Origin of the sequence: Bacilliculturomica massiliensis (assembly GCF_900605495.1) — a bacterium.
GTDB lineage: Bacteria > Bacillota > Clostridia > Peptostreptococcales > Anaerovoracaceae > Bacilliculturomica > Bacilliculturomica massiliensis.
Window position 1 is genome coordinate 206,043 of sequence record NZ_LR027603.1, and the last position, 26,615, is coordinate 232,657.

Annotated in this window: 22 protein-coding genes and 1 riboswitch; of the genes, 6 read left to right on the forward strand and 16 right to left on the reverse strand. The window is 55.4% G+C overall.

Annotated features, from left to right (window positions below):
- Window position 1: 1 nt before the first annotated feature.
- Together E0E37_RS10625 and E0E37_RS10630 are read right to left on the reverse strand one after the other, a co-directional pair.
- Window positions 2–754 (reverse strand): energy-coupling factor ABC transporter permease, encoded by a 753-nt coding sequence (locus E0E37_RS10625; RefSeq protein ID WP_130863026.1) that lies wholly within the window; start codon window positions 752–754, stop codon window positions 2–4.
- A 178-nt stretch (window positions 755–932) separates the two neighbouring features.
- Window positions 933–1,119, reverse strand: a riboswitch (cobalamin riboswitch).
- A 145-nt stretch (window positions 1,120–1,264) separates the two neighbouring features.
- Entirely contained in the window at window positions 1,265–4,258 is a 2,994-nt protein-coding gene (locus tag E0E37_RS10630) for an insulinase family protein (protein WP_130863027.1), read from the reverse strand.
- A 145-nt stretch (window positions 4,259–4,403) separates the two neighbouring features.
- Between E0E37_RS10630 and E0E37_RS10635 the strand changes: the two genes are divergently transcribed.
- Window positions 4,404–5,012: a TatD family nuclease-associated radical SAM protein gene (locus E0E37_RS10635; RefSeq protein ID WP_130863028.1), complete on the forward strand. Its 609-nt coding sequence runs from the start codon at window positions 4,404–4,406 to the stop codon at window positions 5,010–5,012.
- Here the strand turns inward: E0E37_RS10635 and E0E37_RS10640 are convergent.
- Genes E0E37_RS10640 through E0E37_RS10665 form a run of 6 tightly spaced genes read right to left on the reverse strand, consistent with a single transcriptional unit; the run spans window position 5,005 to window position 12,372 of the window.
- On the reverse strand, window positions 5,005–6,471 hold the full coding sequence (locus tag E0E37_RS10640) for a cobyrinate a,c-diamide synthase (protein ID WP_130863029.1): 1,467 nt from the start codon (window positions 6,469–6,471) through the stop codon (window positions 5,005–5,007). The genes E0E37_RS10635 and E0E37_RS10640 overlap by 8 nt on opposite strands.
- A gap of 30 nt (window positions 6,472–6,501) precedes the next feature.
- Window positions 6,502–7,740, reverse strand: coding sequence for a precorrin-6y C5,15-methyltransferase (decarboxylating) subunit CbiE (gene cbiE, locus E0E37_RS10645; protein ID WP_130863030.1), 1,239 nt, complete (start codon window positions 7,738–7,740; stop codon window positions 6,502–6,504).
- Window positions 7,741–7,765: 25 nt separating this feature from the next.
- A complete protein-coding gene (gene hemL, locus E0E37_RS10650; RefSeq protein ID WP_130863031.1) occupies window positions 7,766–9,082 on the reverse strand; it encodes a glutamate-1-semialdehyde 2,1-aminomutase in 1,317 nt (438 codons plus the stop codon).
- Window positions 9,082–10,059 carry a porphobilinogen synthase gene (hemB, locus tag E0E37_RS10655; protein ID WP_130863032.1) on the reverse strand — a complete coding sequence of 326 codons (978 nt, stop codon included), beginning with the start codon at window positions 10,057–10,059 and terminating at the stop codon, window positions 9,082–9,084. The genes hemL and hemB overlap by 1 nt, the downstream gene beginning before the upstream one ends.
- On the reverse strand, window positions 10,056–11,219 hold the full coding sequence (locus E0E37_RS10660) for a cobalt-precorrin 5A hydrolase (RefSeq protein WP_130863033.1): 1,164 nt from the start codon (window positions 11,217–11,219) through the stop codon (window positions 10,056–10,058). Before E0E37_RS10660 ends, hemB begins: the two co-directional genes overlap by 4 nt.
- The gene (locus E0E37_RS10665; protein ID WP_165445321.1) at window positions 11,206–12,372 is read right to left on the reverse strand and encodes an MGDG synthase family glycosyltransferase; all 1,167 of its coding nucleotides are present in this window, start codon (window positions 12,370–12,372) and stop codon (window positions 11,206–11,208) included. The genes E0E37_RS10660 and E0E37_RS10665 overlap by 14 nt, the downstream gene beginning before the upstream one ends.
- A gap of 363 nt (window positions 12,373–12,735) precedes the next feature.
- Between E0E37_RS10665 and E0E37_RS10670 the strand changes: the two genes are divergently transcribed.
- From E0E37_RS10670 to E0E37_RS10680, 3 genes are all read left to right on the forward strand, one after another.
- Window positions 12,736–13,377, forward strand: coding sequence for a TetR/AcrR family transcriptional regulator (locus E0E37_RS10670; protein WP_130863035.1), 642 nt, complete (start codon window positions 12,736–12,738; stop codon window positions 13,375–13,377).
- Between the two features lie 79 nt (window positions 13,378–13,456).
- Window positions 13,457–14,311: an ABC transporter ATP-binding protein gene (locus E0E37_RS10675; protein WP_130863036.1), complete on the forward strand. Its 855-nt coding sequence runs from the start codon at window positions 13,457–13,459 to the stop codon at window positions 14,309–14,311.
- Entirely contained in the window at window positions 14,304–15,074 is a 771-nt protein-coding gene (locus E0E37_RS10680; RefSeq protein WP_130863037.1) for an ABC transporter permease, read from the forward strand. The genes E0E37_RS10675 and E0E37_RS10680 overlap by 8 nt, the downstream gene beginning before the upstream one ends.
- 904 nt (window positions 15,075–15,978) lie before the next feature.
- Here E0E37_RS10680 and E0E37_RS10685 read toward each other — a convergent pair.
- Window positions 15,979–16,518 carry an ECF transporter S component gene (locus tag E0E37_RS10685; protein ID WP_130863038.1) on the reverse strand — a complete coding sequence of 180 codons (540 nt, stop codon included), beginning with the start codon at window positions 16,516–16,518 and terminating at the stop codon, window positions 15,979–15,981.
- 188 nt (window positions 16,519–16,706) lie between these two features.
- Here E0E37_RS10685 and pdxR point away from each other — a divergent pair, with 188 nt between their 5' ends.
- On the forward strand, window positions 16,707–18,149 hold the full coding sequence (gene pdxR, locus E0E37_RS10690; protein ID WP_130863039.1) for a MocR-like pyridoxine biosynthesis transcription factor PdxR: 1,443 nt from the start codon (window positions 16,707–16,709) through the stop codon (window positions 18,147–18,149).
- A 275-nt stretch (window positions 18,150–18,424) separates the two neighbouring features.
- Window positions 18,425–19,342 (forward strand): copper amine oxidase N-terminal domain-containing protein, encoded by a 918-nt coding sequence (locus E0E37_RS10695; protein ID WP_130863040.1) that lies wholly within the window; start codon window positions 18,425–18,427, stop codon window positions 19,340–19,342.
- An 85-nt stretch (window positions 19,343–19,427) separates the two neighbouring features.
- Here the strand turns inward: E0E37_RS10695 and E0E37_RS10700 are convergent, their stop codons facing one another.
- The 7 genes from E0E37_RS10700 to rbsK all read right to left on the reverse strand — a co-directional run bounded on the left by E0E37_RS10700 (window position 19,428) and on the right by rbsK (window position 26,604).
- Window positions 19,428–19,997 carry a hydrolase gene (locus tag E0E37_RS10700; protein WP_130863041.1) on the reverse strand — a complete coding sequence of 190 codons (570 nt, stop codon included), beginning with the start codon at window positions 19,995–19,997 and terminating at the stop codon, window positions 19,428–19,430.
- Between the two features lie 131 nt (window positions 19,998–20,128).
- Window positions 20,129–21,484, reverse strand: a complete 1,356-nt coding sequence (locus tag E0E37_RS10705; RefSeq protein WP_130863042.1) for an MATE family efflux transporter — start codon at window positions 21,482–21,484, stop codon at window positions 20,129–20,131.
- A gap of 239 nt (window positions 21,485–21,723) precedes the next feature.
- Window positions 21,724–22,647 (reverse strand): ribose ABC transporter substrate-binding protein RbsB, encoded by a 924-nt coding sequence (gene rbsB, locus E0E37_RS10710; RefSeq protein WP_130863043.1) that lies wholly within the window; start codon window positions 22,645–22,647, stop codon window positions 21,724–21,726.
- A 71-nt stretch (window positions 22,648–22,718) separates the two neighbouring features.
- The gene (rbsC, locus tag E0E37_RS10715; protein WP_130863044.1) at window positions 22,719–23,693 is read right to left on the reverse strand and encodes a ribose ABC transporter permease; all 975 of its coding nucleotides are present in this window, start codon (window positions 23,691–23,693) and stop codon (window positions 22,719–22,721) included.
- Window positions 23,690–25,189 carry a sugar ABC transporter ATP-binding protein gene (locus tag E0E37_RS10720; RefSeq protein ID WP_330548574.1) on the reverse strand — a complete coding sequence of 500 codons (1,500 nt, stop codon included), beginning with the start codon at window positions 25,187–25,189 and terminating at the stop codon, window positions 23,690–23,692. Before E0E37_RS10720 ends, rbsC begins: the two co-directional genes overlap by 4 nt.
- 14 nt (window positions 25,190–25,203) lie before the next feature.
- Window positions 25,204–25,623 carry a D-ribose pyranase gene (gene rbsD / locus E0E37_RS10725; RefSeq protein WP_130863046.1) on the reverse strand — a complete coding sequence of 140 codons (420 nt, stop codon included), beginning with the start codon at window positions 25,621–25,623 and terminating at the stop codon, window positions 25,204–25,206.
- A gap of 60 nt (window positions 25,624–25,683) precedes the next feature.
- Window positions 25,684–26,604, reverse strand: coding sequence for a ribokinase (rbsK, locus tag E0E37_RS10730; RefSeq protein WP_130863047.1), 921 nt, complete (start codon window positions 26,602–26,604; stop codon window positions 25,684–25,686).
- Window positions 26,605–26,615 lie beyond the last annotated feature (11 nt).

The window sequence follows — 26,615 nt, forward strand, 5'->3', positions numbered from 1 at the left end:
ATTAAATTCCCTCCCCGATAAATCCGATTTCCTTCAGCTCCGGTTTCGCATAGCTCTCCATGCCCATGATGATGATCACCGTGAGGATCCCTTCAATGACCGCAAGGGGCAGCTGCGTGGGGGCAAACACGCCCAGAAATTTTACGGCGCTGGCCATAACGCCGCCGGTAGCGCTGGGGTAGGCCACCGCCAGCTGGATGCTGGTCACGCAGTATGTAAACAGATCTCCCAGAGCCGCCGCGATGAACACGTTGACTTTTCGGTTGAGATTCAGCTTCTTGCCCAGCTGATAGAGCAGAAACGATACGATCGGGCCCGCGATCGCCATGCTGAAGGTATTGGCGCCCAGAGAGGTCAGACCGCCGTGGGCCAGAAGGATCGCCTGAAAAAGCAGGACGATGATGCCCAGTATGCTGACCGCAAAAGGTCCGAAGAGAATTGCCGCCAGGCCCGTGCCGGTCATGTGGCTGCAGCTTCCCGTAACGGACGGAATTTTCAGCGATGAAATAACAAAGATGAATGCGCCTGACATTGCCAGCAGAAGCAGCGATTTGCGGTGATCCGACACCGTGCGGCGGATGCTCATCAGCCCCAGGACCAGAAACGGCAGGCAGATCACGCCCCAGATCAGGCAGTGAGACACAGGCAGATAGCCCTCCATGATGTGCATGGCGCTGGCCGTGGCCGCTGTGCCCAAGGCCACTGCGGCTGTCACACTGGCCAAAAAGATACGTCTTTCTGATTTTGTTCTCATAATTTTCCCTCCTTGTTTTGTACCGAAATACAAAAAAACTGCTCCGAACTTGTCGAAACAGCGTAATAAGTGAGAAACTCCCTCTTTTCAGGTAGCCAAAAATAATGGCAGAGGCGCTCGTCTCCCATTCACTACACCTTCCTATCGTCCGTAAGAAAATGCAATCTCCGGTCTGTTTACCGGAACATATCATCAGGCAGGTCTTCTGGCTCAGGTCTCTTCATCGCATTCCATCTTCCCATTTCCACAGTGATGTCAGCCAATGCGACTCTTCCTTTACAGCGGCGCGACCGCGCGGGATTTTCACCCAACTTCCCTATTCTCCCGGCAGGAAAAAACCGGGCACCTGTTGATACCTCAATTTTATGTACCGATCGCTGTTGTTCAGATCGGGACGCCGTTATTATAGCACACGGATCCCCTGAATGCAAGTCGCCTGTTCGACAATTTATCTGAAAAAAAGCGGACCCGGCCGCTTATTTTTCGGCCTTTCGGGTCCGCCTGTCTCTTCTATAGTCTCTCATCCAGAAACTCGTCAAAATACTTCCTGTCTGCGCTCAGGCGCTTCTCATTGCCCAGGACCACGGTCCGCGCCCGGTCAAACGCCCTTTTCAGGTAAGCCACAGCCTCGGCCTGATCCTGCAGCGAGGCGCTGCGGATATCGGCCGTCACCTGCAGTCCCGTCTGGGGATCCACGCCCTCCACCGCCTGACTCAGGGCGTTCATCGCGCTGTTCAGAGGGCCTGCGGGCTTTTCAGCGGCAGCGCAGGTGCCCAGGATATATCCCAGCAGCTCCTCCTGAGAGAACTCCGCCCGGGCCATCTGATCCCATACCCGGTCCAACGCTTCCAGCGTACTGCCCGCGCCGGGATCTCCGAAGGTGTAGAGGTACATCTGTTCCAGCCAGATCCGAAAGGCTGTACCGGCGCCGTAGGCTCCGCCCTCGAAGCGCAGATGGGGCACCAGGAAGCGGTCGGCGGCGGCGGTGAGCCAGACCAGATAACGGCCCTGAAATCCCGGCTCTTCTCCAAAAGACGTCATGCGGACGCAGCTCTGATCTGAGGCTTCGATGCAGATGGCAGATCTGCCTTTTTCCTCCCTCTGCAGAAATGGATAGGGCAATTCCCCGGGCATCCTCTGGCGAGCCTCCGGCGGCAGCGCGTTCAGCTTTTCCTCCAGGATCCGTTCCATTCGAGGCAGCTCTGCTGCGGGGGCCGCCGTCAGCGCGCAGAGCCGGCGGCTGTGGACCGCGGCGCCTACCGCCTGCTCCAGCCTGTCCTGCAGCACGGCGGCAAAGCCCTTCTCCTCTTCCAGACGCGACAGCGTATCCACGAGAAACCGGTAAAAGGGCTGTCCCTCGATATAATTTCGATACCGCTGATACAGGTCCACGCTTCCCGCCGCCAGATCCACCGCCGTAGACAGCGGATCCCCCGTGCGGGACAGGTCGTAATCATACATGTATTTTTCCATCAGACCGGCTATCTTTTCTCCGTCATCAAAGCGGGTGCCCCTCAGCACCTCCAGAATAAAATCCAGTCCGGTCTCGAAATCCTCCGTCAATCCGTACCATTTGACTGAGAGCATGGGATGGTGATTTTCCCCGGCCTGGGGCCCGGGATAGGCAAAATCAACAGACAGCCGGCCGGCGTATTTCAGCTCAAGCAATTTCTGCCGCTCTACGCTGAGACGGCCGGTGTCCAGCTCCAACAGCAGAAAAGCCCAGAGGGACAGATAGTGGAGATCCTCCTCCCTTACAGCCGAAGTATCAAAGAGCAGCCGGCAGCAGTATGTGCCGTCGGACTCCGCAGGGGAGGTGTAGCTTCTCACCGCGCCCAGAGGTTTTTCCATCACCGGCGCAGGGGCGGCCGGTTCCGGCAGACTCTGCAGATCCTCAAGGCCTGCGGCAAAGCTCTTCTCCTGTCTCTCCAGGCCGTTCCAGCGGTCGAACGCCTCCGTCTCCCTGATGAGGGCGTCGATCTCCGATTCCGTCATGGCCGCTTTCCGCAGGGCCAGCTCCCCTTCCCGCCGCCGCTCCAGTTCTTCTGCCAACCCCGGACGGGGCACCGTCACCACCAGCGCACGCCGCCCGGCCCGGACCAGCCTTCCCGCCAGCTCCCGCAAAAGCCGCTGACCGCCCTCGCCCTTCACCCTGGCCAGAGCGGACTCTCTGCACGCGTAATAATCCGTCTTCCCCGTAACGGCCCAGTACAGCCCTACGGCCGCCGACACGTCGGCTCCAACCCCCGACCCTTCCCGGGCCAGGCGCAGGGAAAACTCCCGATCCTTGACCACCGCCTCCGCCACTTCCGGATCCGGCCCCACGCTGGCCGTCTCGGCCAGCGCTCTCTCCGCCGCCTGACGGAACGCCTCTTTCTGCTCTTCCTCCGCATCCTCGATGCCCATGAGAAAATAATTTTTCGAGCCGTCCTGACTCAGATCGCAGTAAGCCCGGTTTTGGATGCCCGCCTCTCTCAAATATCGATGAAACAGCGAGTTCTCGTGGTCCAGCATATCCGTGAGAAAGTCCAGCTGCAGCTGTTCTTCAAAAGTAAGATCCGACACGTCGATCCCAAGCTCCACCACAGAGGCCCATTCCTCCGAATCCCCCTCGTAGGACGGGCACTGGCAGACCTTCTCCACAGAGCCCTCCGGACTTTTTTCATCGAAGAGACTGCGCACCGCCTCGCCCCGGTCCGTGCAGCCGTCCCGTCCGGTCATGGAGGAACGATGGCGCCGGCTCAGATACTCCCGGTCCAGAAATTCCATCATGACGTCAAAATCCATATCCCCGTACAGCACGATCAGCGCGTTGTCAAAGACGTAAAAATCCTCATACAGCTTCCTGATCTTCTCTTCCGTCAGTTCCCCGGCGTTGCGGTGAGCTCTTCCCACACAGTTGGCGGCCCGCAGGCCCGGATACAGAGCGTGAGCCATATTGTGGGAAGCCTCCGCTGCAATGTCCGTCAGATAACCGAAGTCCTCCCCGTAGACAGTGCCCGCCAGAGTCAGATCCTGATCTCTGTCCCGCAGCTCATACCGGACCGCCTCTCTGCGGAATATGTTCGGTTCCCGCAGAAAAGCGGGATCTGTCAGACAGCTCAGATACACGTCTGCCAGCTTCATCAGCTGATCCCCGCTTCGGCTGCACAGCGGAAAACAGGTCATCACCGGATAAGTATAGGCGTTGATCACCGTGCTGTAGCTTTTCCCCACCGCATCAAAGAAAATGTCCCGGCCGGGGTATTTGGAGGACGCCGTGAGTACTGCGTGCTCCAGCGCGTGGTTGGCGTCCGACTCGTCCAGATACGGCGTCCGGTAGATGACGCTGAAGCCCAGTTCCCGGTCGCTGTTTTGTATGCAGAGAAGCTGCGCTCCGCTCTGCCGGTGATAAAACGAAAGGGTCCGGGCGGCCAGCGGACGGATCCGCCCCTCCTCCACCGCCCTGAAGCCATGGATCTCTCCGCCTGCCGGCGGCAGCTTGCATTTCCTGCTCTGATTCATAATCTATCTCCCGTCGTCTCCCGCAGTGCGCGGAAGTGTATTCAATATTTTATCATATCTCACTTCACCGCCGCTTTCAACTACTTCAGGGAGTTTCGGACGACCTTGACACAGGCGTTATAATGAAAAGAAAGGAGGCGAGATCATGGCAGTACAAGGAATCGGAGATATTTTATACGGCTACGGAGCGGGTATTTATCTAAATATAACCAATCGCTGTCCCTGCTGCTGCGACTTCTGCATCCGCCATATGACGGATGCGCTGGGCGGCGCGGATTCACTGTGGCTGAAACGGGAACCGACAGTAAGCGAAGTGATCGAAGAAATGAAAAAATGGGACCTGAGCGGTCCCGGAGAGCTGGTCTTCTGCGGCTACGGCGAACCGCTGGTAAGACTGGACGACGTTCTTCTTCTCTGCCAGTGGATCAAAACCAACACCGGCCGCCGGACCAGAGTCAACACCAACGGTCTGTCCGATCTGATCCACAAGAAAGAGACGGCTCCCATGCTGGCCGGCTATTTCGACGCGGTGTCCGTAAGCCTGAACGCTCCCACGGCCCAGGCGTACAACGCCCTCTGCCACCCGGAATTTGGGGAAGCGTCTTTCGACGCCATCCTGCACTTCACACGGGAGGTAAAAAAGGTCGTGCCGGACGTGACCATGTCTGTGGTGAGCGTGATCTCCGGGCCGGAGATCGAGGCCTGCCGCAGGATCGCCCAGGATGATCTGGGCGTGCAATTCCGCGTCAGATAAGGTCCCCTCCGCGGATGAGACCGCGGGAAAAACTGCTGCAGGCCGTCACAAACCGGCCTGCGGCCTGCGGGTTGGAATAAAAATGGATGTGCGGATACCCGGCGGACAGATTCCCTTGGGTCTGAATGCCGTCGGACAAGATGCAGTTCCAGGTCCTGTTTCTCAGGGGCTTCTCCGCCAGATAGCAGTCTCCTGTATTGGTGCTGTCCCAGTAATGGAACTCGTGGCCCCGAAGCGTCGCGCCCTCCCTGCACAGCAGCGTATCGCGCCTGGCGGTCAGGCTGATATAACCGAACCGTCCCAGCTTTCCCGTGGGAAAGCTCTCGCCCTTTATCACTCCCGCCATGGGCCATCGTCCGCCCTCTTCATCCAGGATCCATTCATGCAGGTACATAAAGCCTCCGCACTCCGCGATGCAGGGCATGCCGCTTTCCAGCGCGGCGCGGATCTCCCCCATCAATCCCCGGTTTTGCGACAGCTGCTTCAGGTAGAGCTCCGGATAGCCGCCGCCGAAGATCAGTCCGCTCAATCCCTCCGGCAGAGCGCTGTCTTCCAGCGGACTGAAGGGCACCAGCTCAGCCCCCAGTTCTTCAAGCAGGTCCATATTGTCCTGATAATAAAAACAGAATGCTTTATCTCTGGCCACGCCGATGCGGGGCTTTTTTTTCCGCTCGTTCCCCACCGGCTCCGTCTCGCCGCCGGCGATGGGACCGGTCATGTGGTATGTCAGCTCAGGCGTCTGCTCCGCCAACTCCAGCAGCCTGTCCAGATCCACCGTTTTTTCCATCTGATCCGCCAGGCGCTCCACGATCTCCCTGAGATTTCCCACCTCCTGCGCCGTCACCAGTCCCAGATGCCGGCTTTCCAGCCCGCAGTCCTTCATCACAGGCACGTAGCCGCAGACGGCGATGTTCAGCTCCTCTTCGATCATGCGCTTCATTTCCGGATAGAGCATCGGCGACAGGCGATTCAAAATGACGCCCCGAATACCGCTGTCCTCCCTGTATTCAAGGAACCCCTTAAGCTCCGCCAGAATGGAGACGGATCTCCCCCTGCAGTCCGCCAACAGCACGGCGGGAGTCTGCGTGGCCCGGGCCAGATCGTAGGAACTGGCCTTGGTTGAAATCGCCGCCAGTCCGTCATAATACCCCATGACGCCCTCGATCAGAGCCAGCGCCGGGCCTTCGCCCCGTTCTCCAAAGGCGGCTGCCGCCGCCCTGCACAGCAGAAACCGCGTTGCGTTCTCGTCCGTAAAAAAAAGATCCAGATTTCGCGAGGGGATCCCCAGAACTTCCGTGTGAAACATGGGGTCGATATAATCAGGACCGCATTTGAAAGAGGCCATCTTCACGCCCCGGCGCGCGAAGGCTGCCAGCAGCCCGCAGGTGACGGTGGTCTTTCCGCTTCCGCTTCCCGCCGCCGCGATCATGAAACGCGGCACGCTTCTTCTTCTTTCCATCCTACCCTCCTGCTCTCTTTCTCTTTCGCTTTACTCTTCCGCCCCGCCGCCGGTGATGATAAATACGGGATTCTGACCCGTCATCATGTGGTACCTCCCGGCTTCTCTGGCCCGGGCCGCCGACAGCTGCACCACGTCCACGGGGGCCCGGCCTGCTTTCGTCAGGCAGGAGACCGCTTCCGCCAGCGTCTCCAGCGCGATGGCGTTCACCACCACCAACGCCTTCCTGTTCTTCTCGAAGACCGTCTGCAGGATGGCTTCCATGTTTCCCTTGGTCCCGCCCAGAAAGACCTTATCCGGCGCCGGAAGACCGTCCAGCGCCTCCGGCGCTCTGCCGGCCACCGCCCGGAGATTGCACAGGCCGAAGGCGCGGCTGTTCTCTCTGATGAGCTCCAGACCTTCCGGATCCATCTCCACCGCGTAGACCTGTCCCTGTCTTGCCAGCAGCGCCATCTCCACGGACACGGAACCCGTTCCCGCCCCCACGTCCCAGACGACGTCTTCCTCTTCGATGCAGAGCTTGGACAGCGTGACGCTGCGCACCTCCTGCTTGGTCATGGGAACGCCGCCTCTGATAAAACGTCCGTCCGCCAGGCCGTGAGCGCAGCGGGCGAATTCCATCGCCCGGCTGTTTTCAGCCAGGACCACCGCCAGCGTGTCGAACTCCCGTCCCGCCAGATCCTCCGCCGTACCCGTCGTGATCCGCTCATCCTCGTAGGAAAGACGCTCTCCCACGTGGATGATCACATCGCCCAGCCCAGCCTCCGTCAGGCTTTTGCAGATCAGCTCCGCCTTGTGATCGCTGCCCGTGAGGAAAAAGGTCTTCCTGCTGGTCTGCACCGGCCCGCAGATATTTCCCTCTCTGCCATGGAGGCTGACGATCCTGGCGTCGTCCCAGGAAAGGCAGAGCTTCGCGCAGAAATACTGAAGAGAGCTGACTCCCGCTACCATCTCCAGCTCTATGCGCTGTTCCGGCTCCGCCCCATGGTTGTATCCGGCGATCAGCGCCGACAGCTTCTTTGCCCCGCTGTAAAACCCAACGTCCCCCGACATGAGCACCGCGATCTTCTGTTCCGGCCGGTCCTTGATCCAGCCGAAGATATCCTCCGCCAGAATGCCGAATCCCCGCTGCCCCTGGGCCTGGGGAAAGCTCTCCACCATGCGCCGGGCGCCGATCAGCGCCTGACTTTCCTCTATGATCTGTTTTCCTCTCACAGTCACAGTATCCGGATTTCCCATCCCGATGCCTACGATCCATACTTTTTTCATCTGTTCCTCCCGCTGCCCCGTTTATTTATTCTCCGAAATATGCTCCGAAGGCCTCCAGCGTGGCGTCGATCTCTCTGTCCGTGTGAGCCGCCGACAGGAACATGGCTTCGAACTGGGCCGGAGCAAAATAGATCCCGCTTTTCAGCATAGCTCTGAAATAATCTCCGTAGGCGGCGATGTCCGCCGTTTTTGCGGAGGCGTAATCCGTTACAGGCGTCTCCGTAAAGAAAACGGAGCCGATGGAGCCGATGGAATTCACCGTGCAGCAGGCCTTTGTCCGGCCGGCCTTCCGGGCTCTCTCCAGGATCTCCCGGAATCCGCCGAACAGCTTTTCCCCCAGACGATTGATCTTCTCATATGCCTCCGGGTGTTCAGAGAGCCAGGTCAGCTGAGCGATGCCCGCCGCCATGGCCACAGGGTTTCCGGACAGAGTCCCCGCCTGATAAACAGGTCCCAGAGGAGCGACCATCTCCATGATCTCCCTCTTTCCGCCGTAAGCGCCCACCGGCATGCCGCCGCCGATGATCTTTCCGAAAGTAGTCATGTCCGGCTTTACGCCGAACAGTTCCTGCGCGCCTCCCGGCGCCAGACGGAATCCCGTGATGACTTCGTCGAAGATGAGCACCGCGCCGTTGACGTCGCAGATCTCCCGCAGCTTTCTGAGAAATCCTTCCGCCGGCGGAACGACGCCCATGTTGGCGCCTACCGGCTCGATGATCACGGCCGCGATCTCGCCTCTGTTTTCCTCAAACAGCTTTTCCACGCTGTCAAAATCGTTGAATCTGGCGGTCAGCGTGTCCTGGGCGCAGCCCGGCGTCACGCCGGCGCTGTCCGGAGCTCCGCCGTTTGCGATGAGCCCTGAACCGGCTTTTACCAGCAGAGCGTCGCTGTGGCCGTGATAGCAGCCCTCAAATTTGATGAACTTATTTCTTCCGGTGTAGCCTCTGGCCGTGCGGATGGCGCTCATGGTCGCCTCCGTGCCTGAATTGACCATGCGGACCATTTCCATGGAAGGCACCATGGCGCACACCAGCTTAGCCATGGTAATCTCCCGCTCTGTGGCGGCGCCGAAGCTGAGACCGTTTCCGATGACCTCCTGTACGGCCTCCCGCACCTGAGGCGGGTTGTTGCCCAGGATCATGGGGCCCCAGGAGCCGATGTAGTCGATGTATTCATTTCCGTCCACGTCGTAGATGTACGCGCCGTCGGCTCGCACAATGAAACGGGGCGTGTCGTTTACGGCCAGATACGCGCGGCAGGGACTGTTCACGCCGCCCGGTATGTATTGTTTCGCTTCCTCAAACAGCGCCTGGGAACGCGCCGTGCTGTTGCTGTTCGTCATCAGCCGATCCTCCCTTCGTCGATCATCTTCGCCACTTCTTTCGCAAAATATGTGATGAGAATATCCGCGCCGGCCCGGTACATGCTGACCGTGCTCTCCGCCACGATATTCGCCTCGTCCACCATGCCCGCAGCCGCAGCCGCCTTGATCATGGCGTACTCTCCGCTGACGCTGTAGGCTGCCACCGGTACGTTTACATGATCCTTTATCTCCCGGATGATATCCAGATAGGAGAGGGCCGGTTTCACCATCACCAGATCGGCTCCCTCTTCCAGGTCCTTGTCCACCTCTTTGCGCGCCTCTCTGCGATTGTGAAAATCCATCTGATAAGTCTTTCTGTTGCCCTTGAAGTTGTCGGATCCAGCCGCTTCCCGGAAGGGTCCGTAAAAGGCGGAAGCGTACTTCGCCGCGTAGGACATGATCGGCGTGTCGATGTATCCCGCCTCATCGAGAGCCTGACGGATTACGGCCACCCGGCCGTCCATCATGTCTGAGGGGGCCACCATATCGGCGCCGGCCTCCACCTGGGACACGGCGGTCCTGGCCAGCAGCGGCAGCGTTTTGTCGTTGTCCACCGAATCGCCCTTGATGATGCCGCAGTGGCCGTGAGAGGTGTATTCGCACATGCAGACATCCCCTATGTAATAAAGCTCGGGCACGGCTTTTTTCGCCGCCCGCAGGGCCTGCTGGGCGATGCCGTTCTCGCAGAAAGCGCCGCTGCCGCACTCATCCTTCTCCTTGGGGATCCCGAAAAACATGACGTTTTTCACTCCTGCCGCAGCCAGCTCCTCCAGTGCGTAGGGCAGCGTGTCCGGGCTGTAGCGTTTCTGGCCCGGCATGGCCGCGATCTCCTTGATAATGTTCTTCCCCTCTTCCACAAAGATGGGGTAGATCAGCGAAGATTTGCCGATCCGCGTCTCCCGCGCCATATCTCTCAGCCGTTCGTCCATGCGCAGTCTTCTGTACCTGTCTATCATTTTCTTCCTCCTCCGTTTTCCTCTGCATCAGCTTCGGGCAGTTTCAGCCGTACGCCCGGCCTGCCTTCCATCTCAGCCAGACAGGCGGCGGCCACGGTGACCCCTCCGCCCGCTGTCTTTCTCACCATCAGCTCCGGTCTAAGATCAGGGCGGACTCCGCCGCCGTCCGCGGCTGCGGACAGGATGGCCGCTCTCTCGCAGACGTTGTCCACCCCGGTCACCGACCGCACAAAATTCGACGGTGAAAAGCTCTGGCCGTGGGCAAGCCTGGCATTCTCCAGCTCCTCCGCGGTATACACCGTGAAGGGAACGCCCAGACTGCCGGCAAAGTCCGCCAGCCCCTGTTCGTCCTTTTTTATATCGATCGAAGCCACTCTCCTCACCGCTTTCAGGCTCAGTCCCCTTTCAGAAAGGGCCCCTTCCGCAGCGGCGCGGATCTGCTCCTGGGACGTCCCTCTCCTGCAGCCGATACCCAGCGTCAGCACCCTGGGTATCAGCCAGAGTATCTTTTTAAAAGGAAGTTCCTTCGGTCTCTCCAGACTCACTGCGATGCAGATATCCGGCGGCTTCGTCTCCCCGGTCTCTTCACTCTGCCGGTTCCACCTCCGCAGTCCCCGGGGCAGCGTTCCCTCTGTCGGAAACTCACTGTAAAAAGCGCACTCTTCCTTTCTCAGCAGCGCGGCTGAGACCTCCTTGGCTATTTTCATATCCGCAATGGCCAGATCCTGATCCTTCGCCCACTGGTCCACGGCGAAACGCCCGCTGACATCCGTAGCCGTGGTGATCACCGGCTGTCCGCCGATGGCCCCAGCGATACGCAGAGTCAGGCGGTTCGCCCCTCCCATATGCCCGGACAGCAGCGAGATCACGTGGATCCCTCGCTCGTCCGTCACAATGACCGCCGGGTCCTCCGTCTTGGACCTCAGAAATGGAGCGATGGCCCTCACGGCGATCCCTGTGGCCGACACGAAAACAAGGGCCTCCCCCTGCGAGAAGGCCTCCTTCGTCCACTGTCTCAGTCCGCCCGCCAGCCTTCTGCCGTCGCTGCTTTGACAGCGGCAGCCGTCGGCCGTCAGGGCTTCCCGGATCCTGCGGCAGGTCTGTTCTCCTGCCTGTGTAAAATAAACCAGATAAATATTGTCCATATTATTTTGCCGCATCCGGCGCGATCTCCGAAAAATACTCAGCGGTCCGCTCTCTCACTTTTTCCATCAGAAATTCGCACAGTGTCAGAGCCGCTTCCTTTTTTCCGTAGAGGGCGATGGTATGCCGAAGGTCCTCCACCCGTTCAGGATGACGGAACAGGGAAAACACCGCCTCGTCCACAGGAAATGATTTTGTGGCGTAGAGAGCCAGCCCGTTATTCAGCATAAACTCCGCGTTGCGCTGCTCGTGACCGGGAATGGGATTGACCATGATCATGGGCAGCCCCTTGGCCAGCGCCTCCGACGAGGTGATGCCTCCCGGTTTGGTGATAATGCAGTCCGCCGCGTCCATCATCAGATATACATTGTCTACATAGCCGTAGACCCGCACGTCTTTTTGGAGACTGTCCTGCATCCTGGATATTTTCTTATACATTTTTTTATTATTTCCGCAGACTACCATGATCTGAAGATCCATGGCCAACTCGTCGATCTTTTTCAGAGACTTGTCGATCTTTCCGTATCCCATGCTGCCGCTCATCAGCAGTATAGTGGGCTTTGTCTCGGACAGACCCAGCGCCCGCCGGGCCTCAGCCCGATCGGTGCTGTAGGAGAATTCGGACCGGATGGGAATGCCGAAAGGCAGCATTTTCCCAATATCCATTCCCTTGTGTCTCATCTGATACTCCAGCAGCTCGCTGGGCGTCACGTAATAGTCGATGTGCAGCGCTTCTTCCCAAAGCGGGTGCAGTGTGAAATCCGTCACGATGCCGACCACGATCCCTTTCCATTCTCCCCGCTCTTTCAGAACGCTCATCATTGCCGAAGACAGCACGTGAGTGCACACGACCATGTCGGGCTTATATTCATCCAGATAACCCAGAAGCTCCTGAGCCATAAAGGTGTTGGTCATCTTGCCCACGGAATAATCGGGCATGGGTTTGCTCTTTTTTACCACCAGATCATAGGCCTTCGCCGCCACCTTGGGAATGTACTTTGTGGAGATCAGATATCCCCTGGATACCAGTCCCTTCAACAGCGGTTCCACGTATTCGTACGCGTCCAGCGTCTCGCAGACGACGCCCAGACTCTCAAAACAATTTGACACCGCCTGTCCCGTGGCGTGATGCCCCTGACCTGTGGAGATGCTCAATATCAACGCTTTCATTTTAACCCCAATCCTTTCCTTCTCCTGCTCTCCGTATATTACCGCCGCGCAGACGGCAGACTTCCCCATTTTCTTTCTATCATACTATCATTTTGTCCCAGGGAAAACCCTTATTTTTTTATTCGGCAGGAAATATAGCCGGGCAGCGCCCATGGAATGCTGAAAAAATTCGCCCGCTGCAGTCTGTCCTAACTACAGTATATAGTCTGTCTCCCTGAAGAGGATTTTAGTGCAGAATTCCCCGGTTCACTTTCGCAATCTCATAATAATTTTATATGTTTGGCATGTAAAACATTGACACCCTGTTCTCAGTGCCTTATAATATAAACATTCGAAACGAATGTAATCGGGAGGATAGTTGGTATGGCAAGAAACAAATATCCAGAAGTAACGGTTGATAAAATTTTAGAAGTATCTGAGCGTTTATTCCTTGAAAAAGGATATGACAATACCACGATTCAAAATATAGTCGATGAATTGGGCGGTTTAACAAAAGGCGCTGTTTATCATCATTTTAAGTCTAAGGAAGAAATTATGGACGCTCTTGGCACGAAGATGTTTTCCAGAAACAATCCATTTGAGGAGGTAAAAAAGCTCACTGATCTAAATGCACTTCAAAAAATGAGAATGGTTATACAGTTAAATCAGTCTAATGAACAACAGGTGGAATTATCAAGACAGGCGATTCCACTCTTGAAAAATCCTCATGTTTTAGCGAGGATGATTGAAGAAAACCGTCGTACCCTATGTCCGCATTGGCTTGAGCTTATCGAAGAAGGAAAAAGGGATGGCTCTATTCATACGGAATATGCGAAAGAGCTGTCAGAATTTCTGGTACTGGTAGATTTATTGTTTATCCCCTCTGTGTTTCCAGGCAATTTACAGGATATACAGCGTAGATATCTATTCATTTCTGAAATGTTGGATAAAATGGGATTACCACTTTATAATGATGAGATAGCCGATATGATAAAAAACTTACCCTATTTTACTAATGAGGATTAATTAAAATTGCCTGCTCCTTAGGCAATTTTATATTCCGTCTATACATTCATTCGGTTGGTATTAAAAAGGAGACGTGATTATGGTTAAACAGGGTATCGCAATTTCTGTATCTGAATTAACGAAAAAATATCGAGAGAAAGAGGTTCTAAAAAGTGTTAATTTTACTGTGCCCCGCGGGTCAATCTATGCTCTGTTAGGTTCTAATGGCGCAGGCAAAACAACTATTGTTAAAATTTTATCTACTTTGTTAAAGCCAGATAGCGGCAGCGCTGCTGTTAACGGCTTCGATGTGGTATCTCAAGAAAAGCTCGTTCGAAAGTGTATTAGTTTAACAGGACAGTTCACAGCAGTAGATGAAGTATTGACTGGCAGAGAAAATTTAAATCTCATCGGACAACTCATGCGCCTGTCGGATGTCAAAAGTAAAACAAATGAGTGGCTGTCTTTTTTTGATCTGCAAGAAGCGTCTGACCGAAAAGTATCAACTTATTCTGGTGGCATGAAACGCAGACTGGATATAGCTATGAGCCTTATGATCGATCCTGAAGTGCTTTTTCTCGATGAGCCCACTACGGGACTTGACCCACAGAATCGTATCGCTATGTGGGATTTAGTAAAACATTTAGCAATGCAGGGGACTACAGTGTTTCTTACTACACAGTATTTAGAAGAGGCTGAATATCTCGCAGACAATGTTGCCATTCTTCATAAAGGCAGGATACTCATTGAAGGAACACCGCAATACCTTAAGGAGATACGGCCGCAATCAGGGGCGTACCTGAATTTCAAAAGCGAAAAAGACGCTGCAAAAGCTATGAAATTATTGAATGAAAACAGTATTCCTGTGGATGCCATTGAGCTGAATCTGCCCTCTTTGGAAGATGTTTTTTTAACTTTGATCGACGAAAAAAAGGAGGATACGGAACGTGTATAAATTAAAGACACATATCATTGCTGACGCGTGGATCATGTTTAAACGCAGTTTACTTATTTCTCTGCGGAACCCCGAAGCTCTATTGGTGGCGACGATCGTACCATTTTTAGTAATGTTCTTGTTTGGGACTGTATTTGGGAGTATCGCAAATGTAGGAGAGCTCAACTATATTGATTTTATTGTACCGGGCATTATCCTGCAAAGTATTGGACAATCTTCACAATATTCGGCGATGAATGTAGCGGCAGATATGACCAAAGGCGTCATTGACCGCTTTCGTACCATGTCTATCTCGAAAACGGCTGTGATTATAGGTCATGCTGGCGCCGGGGTAGTTAGAAATACGATTTCTACTATTACAATTATCAGCACAGCCTTTGTTCTTGGGTTCAGACCCCATGGAGGTTTTATGAATTGGCTTGTTATTATTGGACTTCTTGCTTTAGTAAGCATCGCAATTTCATTGCTTGCAGTAATGTGTGGACTGCTCTCAAAGACGGTAGAAGGTTCAAGCGGTCTTATGCTCCCACTTTTTATCTTACCTTTCATCAGTTCTGGCTTTGTTCCTGTTGATTCAATGGCTGGTGGTATTAAATGGTTTGCAGAAATACAGCCTATGACGCCTATTATTGACAGTTTTAGAGCTTTAACGCTTGATCTGCCTTTGGGCGATAACCTCTGGATGGCATTGGCCTGGTCCGTAGGAATAGCCGTTGCAGCATTTTCTTTTTCTATTCAAATTTACAAGCGGAGAATATCATGAAATCTGCCCCTGCCCATTAACCTGTCCCTTTACAAATTTCTGCATCATATGTTTCACGATAAAAGGGTCCCTTTGGAAACATGATTCGCCCTGCGGGCTCGCTTTCACAAGGCGAACTTTTTTTGAACCATACGGAAATATCAGCGAACGATATTCTGCAGAAAAGTTTCCTTCGGAACCTTGTTCGCGCTTATTGTTTCGTCAATATCCCTTGGCGATGTTTCCTTCGCAATGCAGATGATCGTCCATCAAAACATCAGTGGATCCATTTTTTCTTTTTGCCCTCTATTTACACTCAAAATAGAAAAAAACAGAGGATATAGCAGGCATTTCAATCGTTTGTCTTGTCGATTTATGTCGCTTTTTTCTTTTTGAACGCGAATTTGTGGTAAAAGCGAAAAATAATTTCCATATTTTTATAAAAAAGATCACTCATTCCATTTTCTTTTCGTTTTTGTGCTGCTTTTGCCGGCAAAAAGAAAAAATCCAGGAAACGACCCACTCATTTTCCTTTTGGGCCGTCCGCGTCCGCCGGCTCACCCATCTCTCTGCTTTCAGGAGTTGTCCGGCCGCGCATCAGAATAGTTACCGGCATTGGTCTCCGTGTGTCTCCGTGTTTTTCAGTGTTTTTATACAGGAACCATAGAGCTTCACAATATCATCTTTACAGAAAAGAAGGTTCCTTCGGAAATATAATTGCCGCCGAGGGCTCACGCTTATCTTCGCCACATTTCCTGCATAATAAAAAAGTTTCCTTCGAAAACTTATTCGCCCGTCGGGCTCGCTTTCACAAGGTAAACTTTTTTGAACCATACGGAAATATCAGCGAACGATATTTCCTATATTATGAAAAAACTGTCCCGCCGGCGGACCGGAGCGGGACAGTTTCTCATTTCGTCTTTTTCTATATCTTATAGGTGAAGTATCTTCCGGCGGAGGTCTTCTCCAACGCCGCTGCGATGACGGAGGCAAGCGCCACCCCCACCGCGCCCTGGAGCAGGTTCCAGGGAACGCCGATGATCGGAGCGGCCCAGTTTCCGTAGATCACGCCCTCCGCCGCATAGTAGCCGCAGACCATCCAGATCACGGCGACGGTCATGCCCGCGGTGCTGCGGATCTTCCCCACCGTCTCCTCCTGTCCCCGAAGAAAAAGTCCCACGATGACAGCCATGCACGCTTTGATCACCAGAGTCCAGGGCGCCCACACCGCCGATCCCAGCAGCAGATCCGCAAGCCCGGCGCCCACGCCGCCGGCAAAGGCCGCGTATTTCCAGCCCAGGATCAGGATGCTGAGAAAGATGATCCCGTCTCCCAGGTTGATATATCCTGTGGTCCCCGGAATGGGGATAGGCAGGACCATGGTGGCCACCGTCACCAACGCGGTCATCAGTCCTGTCATTACCAGCTTTTTCGTCTGATCCATTTCGCTCTCTCTCTGATACATATCGAATCTCCCCTTTTTCAGCTTGCCTTATCTATCCCGCACATGAGACGGCCCGCAGGCCGCGGACATTTTACTCATGGAGCGGTTGCGTCCACCCCTGTTCTATATTATAATAACCCCAAAGTGTTATTCTTTAAATACTCACTTTTGATTATTTAAGTATATACAGTTATAGAAAGGACACGGTTATGGACACCATTTCCCCCATATTGAACGACAGTCTGAGCACCCCCCTGTACCTGCAGTTGTATGGGTATATCCGCAACGCCATTCTCGCCGGCGATATTCTGCCCGGGGAGAAACTGCCCTCCCTGCGTAAGGCTGCCAGAGATCTGCATCTGAGCGTCACCACCGTGGAACAGGCCTACGCCCAGCTGACGGTGGAGGGCTACATCAGCAGCCGGCCCCAGTCCGGTTACTACGCCAGCAGCATACCTCAGGAAAAGCGTCGGGATTCGGAAAAGGGCAGGGGGATCGGCGACATGCCGCTGAATCCGCTGGAGATCGACAAGAACAGCTTATCGTATTTGGACGATGCGACATTAAAGTCTTCCTATTACGATCCGGCCTGCTTCGATTTTGGCAAGTGGAAAAAGTGCATGAACCGCGTTCTCAGCGATTATACGGATTTTCTTCTCATCGAGGGAGATCCCCAGGGCGAGGCCCCTCTTCGCTATGAAATATCCAAATACATCTATCAGGCCCGCGGCGTGCGCTGCGTGCCGGATCAGATCGTCATCGGCGCCGGCACGCAGCAGCTCACCGGCCTGCTCTGCACCCTTCTATCCCGCCTGGGCATCGAGTACGCCGCTTTCGAGGAGCCGGGCTATCTTCCCGTGCGCGAAGCCTTTCTGGACAGAGGTTTCAAAACCACGGCTGTCCCCCTGGACCGGGACGGTATCCTGATCGGAAAACTGCCGGCCAACATACGCTCCGTGGCCTACATAAGTCCCTCCAATCAGTTTCCCACCGGCGCCGTCATGCCCGTGGCCCGCTGTTACGAACTTCTTTCCTGGGCAAAGGAAAACGACAGCATCATCATAGAGGACGATTACAACAGCGAACTGCGTTATCTGGGAAAAGCCGCCCCCTCCCTGCAGGGGATGGACGACAACCGCCGGGTGGTCTATCTGGGGTCTTTTTCCTCCACCCTCTTTCCCTCCATAAAGATCAGCTACATGGTTCTGCCCCTTCCGCTCATGGAACTGTTTTCCGGGATGCTCCCGGTCTACACTCAGACCTGTTCCCGCACGGAGCAGCTGACGCTGGCCCTCTATATGGAGAAAGGTCTGTATCAGACCAATATCAAAAAGCTACGCAACCTCTACGCGCAGAAAATGCAGCTGGCCGCCGCCTGTCTACGGAGGGAGCTGGCGGACAGGGCCGCCGTGCTGGGAGCCAGCTCCGGTCTGCACATGCTGCTTTCCGTAGAGCTGCCGGAGGGGATGACCGCAAAGGAGCTGTGCGAGGCAGGAAAACGCCTGAAGCTGCCGCTGAGCCCCGTAACGCCGTCTCCCCAGGGCTCTCCGGCTCTTCTGATCTTTTATTACACCCGTATCCCAGCGGCCCGCATCGAAAAAGCCGTGGGCGATTTCGCCAATCTGCTTCTCAGCGGTCAGCAGATGTGGTAAAATAGCCGTAGGTCGGCTATTTTACGGATTCTGTGCGCGGCTAACGCCATGCGCGGATTTTCCCATGATGGCCTGCGGCCAGTCATGGTAAAATAGCCGTAGGTCGGCTATTTTACGGATTCTGTGCGCGGCCGACGCCATGCGCGGATTTTCCCATGATGGCCTGCGGCCAGTCATGGTAAAATAGCCGTACGCCGGCTATTTTACAAACAGTCGGAGAACCAATGCAAAAATGACGGGCGCATGCCGCCCGCCCGATCCTCAGGAGGAATAAAATGAAAAGAAAACTGGCCATCATACTGGCGGCGGTCATGCTGCTCAGCCTTGCACCTGTCTCGGCGTTGGCGGCCCCAAAGGTCACCGTCACCATGAACGGCGCCGCTGTCGCCTTTCCCGATGGACAACCATATGTAGATAAAAACGACCGGACGCTGGTCCCCATCTCTCCCATCGCGCAGGCTATGGGAATGAGCTACAATTGGAACGACAGCACAAAGGTAGCCACCTTCACCAAAGATTATACGGCGGACTCATCCCCCCTCACAGAGCTGGCCAATGAGACCCATTCCGCCAATTATTTTCTCGGAAGAGAGACCGTCGCCTTCACCATCGGAAGCAGGAACGTGATCTATACGGCTTACTACTTCGACCTGGGCGACACGGCGAAGGCCGCGCCCGTGGCGGAGAAGACATACACCAAAACCATCGTCATGGACACCACCTCCGTACTGCAGAACCACCGGACCTACGCGCCGGTCAAATATCTTGCGGAGACCCTTGGCTATACCGTGCTGTGGCAGGGAAGCACCAACACCGTGGCCATCCATGCCAATCCCACGGACAACGCTCTGATGAGAGTGGAGCTTGTGGGCGGAAGCGGCGATCACCTGTCTTTCGCCGTCTTCAAAGGCCGTCTCTTCGACGCCGCCAGTGTTGACACCATCAAATACAATAGTTCAAAGATTGGAACGGACACCTGCGCCTATCAGAACTACACGGATAAAGAGATCGCGTCCATCAAAGCCGCCTATGGCGACGATTATCTGACCGGAACCAGGATCACGGAGAAGTTTATCTCCGGCAGAACGGAGACCGTTGAACTCTATCTCAATGTGGTCTACAAAACCGGACTCACGGTTCCCCAAAAGTACACGATAGAGTACACGTATTCCGGCGGCAGCAGTTCGCTCTAGAGGGTCTGACGGTCCAAAAAGTTTAAAACGGGACTTCGAAGTCGTTTCTCGACGCGGAAGTCCCGTTTCTTTTTCTTTTCTCCGATCAGATCCCCATCTCCGGGTTCAGACTCTTCATGGCCGCAAGGGTGCGCTCGATCAGCTGGTCCATGTCCCATCCAAGCATTTCCGCGCCCTGGGTGATGATGTCTCTGGAACAGCCCGCAGCGAACCGCTTATCCTTGAACTTCTTCTTCACCGACTTGGCTTCCATGTCGTCCACGCTCTTTGACGGCCGCATGAGCGCCGCCGCGCCGATCAGTCCGGTGAGCTCGTCCGTGGCGAACAGGACCTTCTCCATCACATCTTTGGGCTCCATATCCACCCCCGTACATCCCCAGCCGTGGCTGCAGGTAGAGTAGATGATCCCCGGGTCCAGATCCAGCTCCTTCATCAGCTCCTGCTGTTTTACACAGTGCTCCTCCGGATACTGCTCAAAATCCAGATCGTGGAGCATGCCCACGACTCTCCAGTAATCCACCCTCTCCGGATCCAGCTCCTTCGCAAAATATCCCATGACGCCCGACACGATCTCGCCATGCTTCAGGTGAAATTCATCCTCGTTAAATTTTTTCAGCATCTCCCGCGCTTCGTCCACCGACGGTACATAACTCATAACTCTCAAGCCTCCCATTTTCGTATTTCTCAGTGATCCATTCTTCCGGTACGGCGGAAGGCAGTATCATATCTTAAACAATATAGTACCATAGTCGTTCCCTGAATCCAAGTGTTCCGCCGGAAGTTGCCTCATCTGCTTTTCAATTCCCGCCGGACGATCCAGAGCATCGTCCCATAACAGGCCAGTCCGCCTACAAAATTCGATACGGGCTCGGCCATGAATACACCGCGCACGCCCAGTCCCCCGACTCGGGGCAGAAGCAGCGTAAGGGGCACTACGATAAAGGTCTTGCGCAGCAGGGAAAAGAAGGTCGCCTGCTTTGATTTTCCCAGCGCCAGAAAGGTGGACTGCCCCGCAAACTGCAGCGCCATCATGAAAAATCCAAAGAAGTACAGATGGAGCAGCGGCACCGCCGTCTCCACCAGCGCCCCATCACCGCTGAACATGCGGATGAAGAGCCGCGGGAAGAAAAAGACCAGCGCCCAGGCGGCCAGCGAATAGATCACCGCGGCCGCGGTGATAAAACGGATGGATCGTTTGATCCGATCCATGCGGCCCGCTCCGTAGTCGAAGCTGATCACCGGCGTGGCCCCGTTGGTAAATCCCAAAACAGGCATGGTCAATATCTCTCTCACCGTGTTGACCACCGTCATAACGCCCACGTAGAGATCTCCGCCGAAGGCCTGCAGCGTCGCGTTGCAAGCGATCTGGACCAAGCCGTTGTTCGCCTGCATGACAAAGCCGGAAAATCCCAGGGCCGCGATCCGCAGGACTCTTCTCCCCTGCGGTCTCAGGGTCTGCCGTTTGAGACGAAGCATGGCTTTCGGACTGGTCAGAAAACGCATGATCCACAGACAGGAAAGCATCTGGGACAGCACCGTGGCCAGGGCCGCTCCCTTTACCCCCATGCCCAGCGCAAAGATAAAGACAGGATCCAGCACAATATTTGCCGCCGCTCCCAGCGTCACCGTCATCATGGCCGCTCTGCCAAAACCCTGGCTGTTCAGAAAACCGTTCATCCCCAGATTGATCATCACAAGGACCGTTCCGCAGAGATAGATGAGAATATAGTCCCTGGCAAAGGGGTAAGTGGCGTCGCTGGCGCCAAACCAGTAAAGCAGCGTGCGGTGCATGGCGATGCCCAGCCCCGTCAGCACGATTCCGGTGCCCAAAAGCATGGTAAAGGCGTTTCCCATGATCCGCTCCGCTTCCTCCTCGTTTCCTTTCCCCAGCTCGATCGAACAGAGGGGACCTCCCCCTGAGCCAAAGAGGCTGGCGAAGGCCGACACGATGGTGATGATGGGAAAGCAGAGTCCCAGCCCCGTCAGCGCCATGGCCCCCGCGTCCCCGATGCGCCCGATATACATCCGGTCCACCACATTGTAAAGCAGATTGATCAGCTGGGCGGCCATCATGGGCAACGCCAGACTCCATATATTCCGGTAGACCGATCCCTGCAGGAAATCCGTTTTCTGTTCCTTCATTGCAACCTCCTTTCGATTTTTATTGATATACCATTATGCCACAGATCCTGCCATTCGAGTAGGGGGAATTTGATCCGCCGCTCACCACCGTACATGCCCTTCGGTATACGGCGCTTCAACATAACTTCAAAACATGACGTTCCGAGTAATCATCATTTCACCGCAGAACACGGACATGCCCGTTATACCAAAAAAGCTGCCTTCCGGTGAGGAAGGCAGCCTTTTAAATGATATACGCTTTACTCGGAATCTTTGGTGACCAGCTGGAGATCAACTGGGATGCTTGCGTCAACAGTCTCGCCGTTGATTACCTTAACAGCCGCTTCAACGCCCTTCGCACCGATTTCCTTCGGCAGCTGCTGTACGGTTGCGGCCATGTCCCCCGCTTTTACGGCGGCAAGAGCGTCGTCCGTGGCGTCAAATCCCACCACTATGATGTCTCTGCCGGAAGCCTTGATGGCTTCCACCGCGCCCAGAGCCATTTCGTCGTTGTGGGCAAACACGGCATTGATCTCAGGCTGCGCCTGAAGAATGTTCTCCATTACGGACAGTCCCTGAGCCCTGTCGAAGTTGGCGGTCTGTCTGGCAACCACTTCGATGTCGGTTCCCTCTAAGGCTTTGTTGAAGCCCTCGCCTCTGTCTCTGGCCGCGGAAGCGCCCGGAATGCCTTCCAGCTCCACGACCTTACCTTTTCCGCCCAGCAGATCTACAATGTACTTGCCTGCCATCTCGCCGCCGGCAACGTTGTCAGAGGCGATGTGGGCCACGACCTCGCCGGAATTGGCGGCGCGGTCCAGGGTAATGACGGGAATGTTCGCGTCGTTGGCCGACGCCACGGCGCTTCCCACCGCATCGGAATCAGTGGGATTGATCATGATGAGATCCACCTTCTGGGTGATCAGATCTTCTACATTAGACATTTCGGTGGCTGAATCGTCCTGAGAGTCTAAGACCACCAGGGTGGCTCCCAGCTCGTCGGCTTTGGCCTGGGCCCCGTCTCTCAGATCGACGAAGAAGGGATTGTTCAGAGTAGATACGACCAGTCCGATGGTCGCCCCGCCCTCTTCACCGCCGCCGTTTCCGCTGTCGCCGCCCGAATTACCGCAGGCGGCCATGGCGAAGATCAGAGCGCCGGCCAGTAAAACTGCAAGTATTTTTTTCATGTTCTTCTCCTCCTCTTTTCGGGCCCTTACGGGTCCAACTGCTCTATCTTAATTCAATATGAATTAAAATCTTATCTGGACGCCTTCTGCTGTCTGTCTAACAGCACGGCGATGAGAATGACCACGCCTTTCGCCACATTCTGATAGTAGGACGGGACCCGAAGCAGATTCAGCGCGCTGCTGAGAATCCCGATGATCAGCGCGCCTACCGCGGTGCCGAAAATAGTGCCCACGCCTCCCGCCATGCTGGTTCCCCCCAGTACAACGGCGGCGATGGCGTCCAGCTCGTAACCCTCGCCGGTGGTAGCCTGGGCCGACCCCAGCCTGGCCGTCATGATGATGCCCGCCAGCGCCGCCAGCGTTCCGGATGCCCCATAGACGAACACCTTGATCCGATCCACCTTGATACCCGAATAGATGGTGGCTTCCTCGTTGGAGCCCAGAGAGTAGACGTAGCGCCCGGTGCGCGTGTGCATCAGCACATAATACGCGGCCACAAAGACAAAGATCATAATGTAGATCGGTACGGGAATTCCCAGAATGTATCCTTTTCCTATGAACGCAAAGGCCTTTGTGATCTCCGGCTCGGCTCCCGTGGTGCTGATGGGCTTGCCCTGGGTGTATACCAGCGTGATCCCGCGAATGAGCGTCATGGTCCCCAGAGTGGCAATAAAGGGCTGAAGTCTGCCTTTGCTGATGAGAATGCCGTTTGCGGCGCCGATTCCCAATCCAAGTACCAGAACCGCCAATACCGTGAGCCATACGTCTATTCCGCTGTTGATCATGGTAGCCGCAATGGCGCCGCAGATGGCCATAACAGATCCCACGGAGAGATCGATACCGCCAATGAGGATCGCGAAGGTCATACCTGTGGCGATTACCGCATTGACGGAACTCTGGCGCAGTATGGTCAGCAGATTTCCCGGGGTGAGAAACCGGTCGTTCATTATACTCATAACCACGACGAGAATCAAAAGCACCACCAGGGGCTTGTTCTTCTTTATGAATTCTAACAAAGATTTTTTGTTGATCGAAGGCGTCGTCATTTTTCCACCCCTTTTCCTACGGCCAGACTCATGATAGATTCCTGGCTCGCCTCTTCCATAGACAGTTCTCCGGCAATTTTCCCCTCGTGCATGACGAGGACCCGGTCACTCATACCCAGAATCTCCGGAATTTCCGACGATATCATGAGAATGCTCATGCCCTTTTGCTTAAATTGATTGATCAGCTCGTAGATCTCTTTTTTCGCGCCCACGTCCACCCCGCGGGTGGGTTCATCCAAAATCAGGACCCTCGGCTCTACGTTGAGGTTCTTGGCCAGAGAGACCTTCTGCTGATTTCCTCCGCTGAGGTATTTCAGAAGCTGTCTGCTCCCCGAGGTCTTAATGGACATTCCTTTTATGTATTCCCGGGCCGTCTCCTCCTCCTGCCGGTGATGAAGGTTCCCCATTTTTCCACAGAAACGTTTCAGGGAAGCCAGGGAAATATTTTCGCGGACGCTCATTCCCAGTATAATACCGTTGGCCTTTCTGTCCTCCGACACGTAGGCGATGCCCTGTTTCAGCGCGTCTGTGGGGCAGTGTATCTTTACGGGCGCCCCCTCAACCAGTATCTCTCCCTGGTCCGCTTTATAGATACCGTAGATCGTCCTGGCCAGTTCCGTTCGCCCCGCTCCCATCAAGCCCGCGATCCCCACGATCTCCCCTCTTCGCACGCGGAAGGAAGCTCCCTGAACAAAACGGTTGGTCAGCCCCTTCACCTCAAGGGCTGTGTCCCCCATCTCACAGTGCACCCGGGGGTATTGATCCTCCAGCTTCCGGCCTACCATCATTTCGATGATGGCGTCCTCGTCCAGCTCGGTCACCGGTTTTTCGCCGATGAACCGTCCGTCCCGCAGAACGGTCACATCGTCGCAGATCTCAAAGATCTCGTTTAAGCGATGGGATATGTACACGATGCTGCGTCCCTGGGCCCTCAGATCGCGTATTACCTCGAAAAGCTTCTCCGTCTCGCTGACGGTCAGCGCGCCGGTGGGCTCATCCATGATGATCACTTTTGCATCGAGAGACAGGGCCTTGGCGATCTCCACCAACTGCTGCTTCCCCACGCTGATGTCCCGAACCAGCGTCCTGGGATTCTCGTGAAGGCCCAGCTTTTCCAGCCACTGTTCCGCCTCTCTGTATAGCCTTTTCCAGTTTATGTTCCCCGCCGCACTGACCGGCTCCCGCCCCAGAAAAATGTTTTCACCGATGGACAGATCCCCCACCAGGTTCAGCTCCTGATGAATGATAGCGATCCCCTGCTCCTGAGAGTCGCTGATACTTTGAAAATTCACGGGCTTGCCGGACAGCAGAACCTCCCCTGAGGTCCTTGTATAAACGCCGGTCAATATTTTCATTAGGGTGGATTTCCCCGCGCCGTTTTCACCGATCAGCGCCATGATCTTTCCCTCATAGATATGGAAATTGACGTCTTTGAGAACGGTTACTCCGGAAAACTCCTTTGTTATGTTCTTCATCGCAACGATGGGTTCCGTCAATGAACTCACCTCCTTTAAAACACAACTCCTGACACGAGAATGATATTGGCATAGGACGTAAACTCCCCGGTCCGCACCGCGCCCGCGCATTCCTTCGTCTGTTCCTTGAACTGAACGTGGGGAATATATTCGATTTCCACCTGTATCTGCTCTTCCTCCTCCATGCGGGAGATCACGGAGAGAATTTCAGCGTGAAGCCCGGGACTGGCCTGCCGGATCTCCTCCCCCAGCACCGCCTTTTCCACCCGCAGTTCCGACAGAACCGCTTTCAGCACGCTGATGAAGGATGGAACCCCCGCGCTGACGGCCAGATCTGCCTTCTCCACGCCTGGGGGAACGGGAAGCCCCGCATCCCCGATCACCAGGCTGTCCTTGTGCCCCATCCCCGCGATCATCCGGGATACTTCAGAATTTAAAAGCACTGTCTTTTTCATATTCCGCCTCCAAGCTGCGGGCAAAGTATCCCGCATCTATCTCTTTACCCGCCCGTATCGTTACTGCGAACAGAGCCACTGTTCAAATGCCTCGACCTCCGCGAGAGCGGGCAGCGATGTCTGCGCGCCTTCTTTCGTCACTGTCATTGCGCCCACCTTCATGGCGAAGGCGATCGCGTCTTCCACGGACATACCCCGGTCCAGACAGACGGCCAGCGCGCCGTTGAAGCTGTCCCCCGCCGCCGTGGTGTCCACGGCCGTTACCTCATAGGCCGGATAGTGTCTCGCCCCATCCCGCGTAATATGCATACACCCGCTGCCACCCAGGGTGACGATCAGCTCCCCCACCCCCGCGAAGATCAGCTTCCTGCCGGCCTCCCGGATATTCTCCTCCGTGTCCGCCGGACATCCGCTGAGAATCTCAAGCTCTGTTTCATTGGGAGTGAGGATATCCGTACATTTCATGATTTCGACGCTCAGCGCTGAAGCGGGGGCCGGGTTTAAGATCGTCATGTTTCCCGCCTCCTTTGCAAACCTCAGCGCCTTTTCCACTGCCTGCATAGGGATTTCCAGCTGTGTCAGCAGTACATCCGCTTCCGCGATCAGCCCCCGGCTGGCTTCTATATCTCCCGCCGTCAGGGAATAATTCGCGCCCGGCGCAACGGTAATGGAATTGTCCCCCGAATCTCCCACGGCAATGGCCGCGATGCCCGTGGACGTCCCGGATACTTCCCGAACTGTCCTCACATCCACGCCGTCCCGCTCCAGAGATGCCTTCAGGACCCTGCCCATGTCGTCCTCACCGACGCAGCCGATCATTTTTACATCGCCCCCCAGCTTGGCGGCGGCCGCCGCCTGGTTGCCGCCCTTCCCGCCGGGAACCTGTTTGAAATCCCGGCCCATCACCGTCTCTCCCGGCCTGGGAATGTTCGGCGTGCTCACGACCAGATCCATGTTCAGACTTCCAACTACCGCAATCATACCGCGCCTCC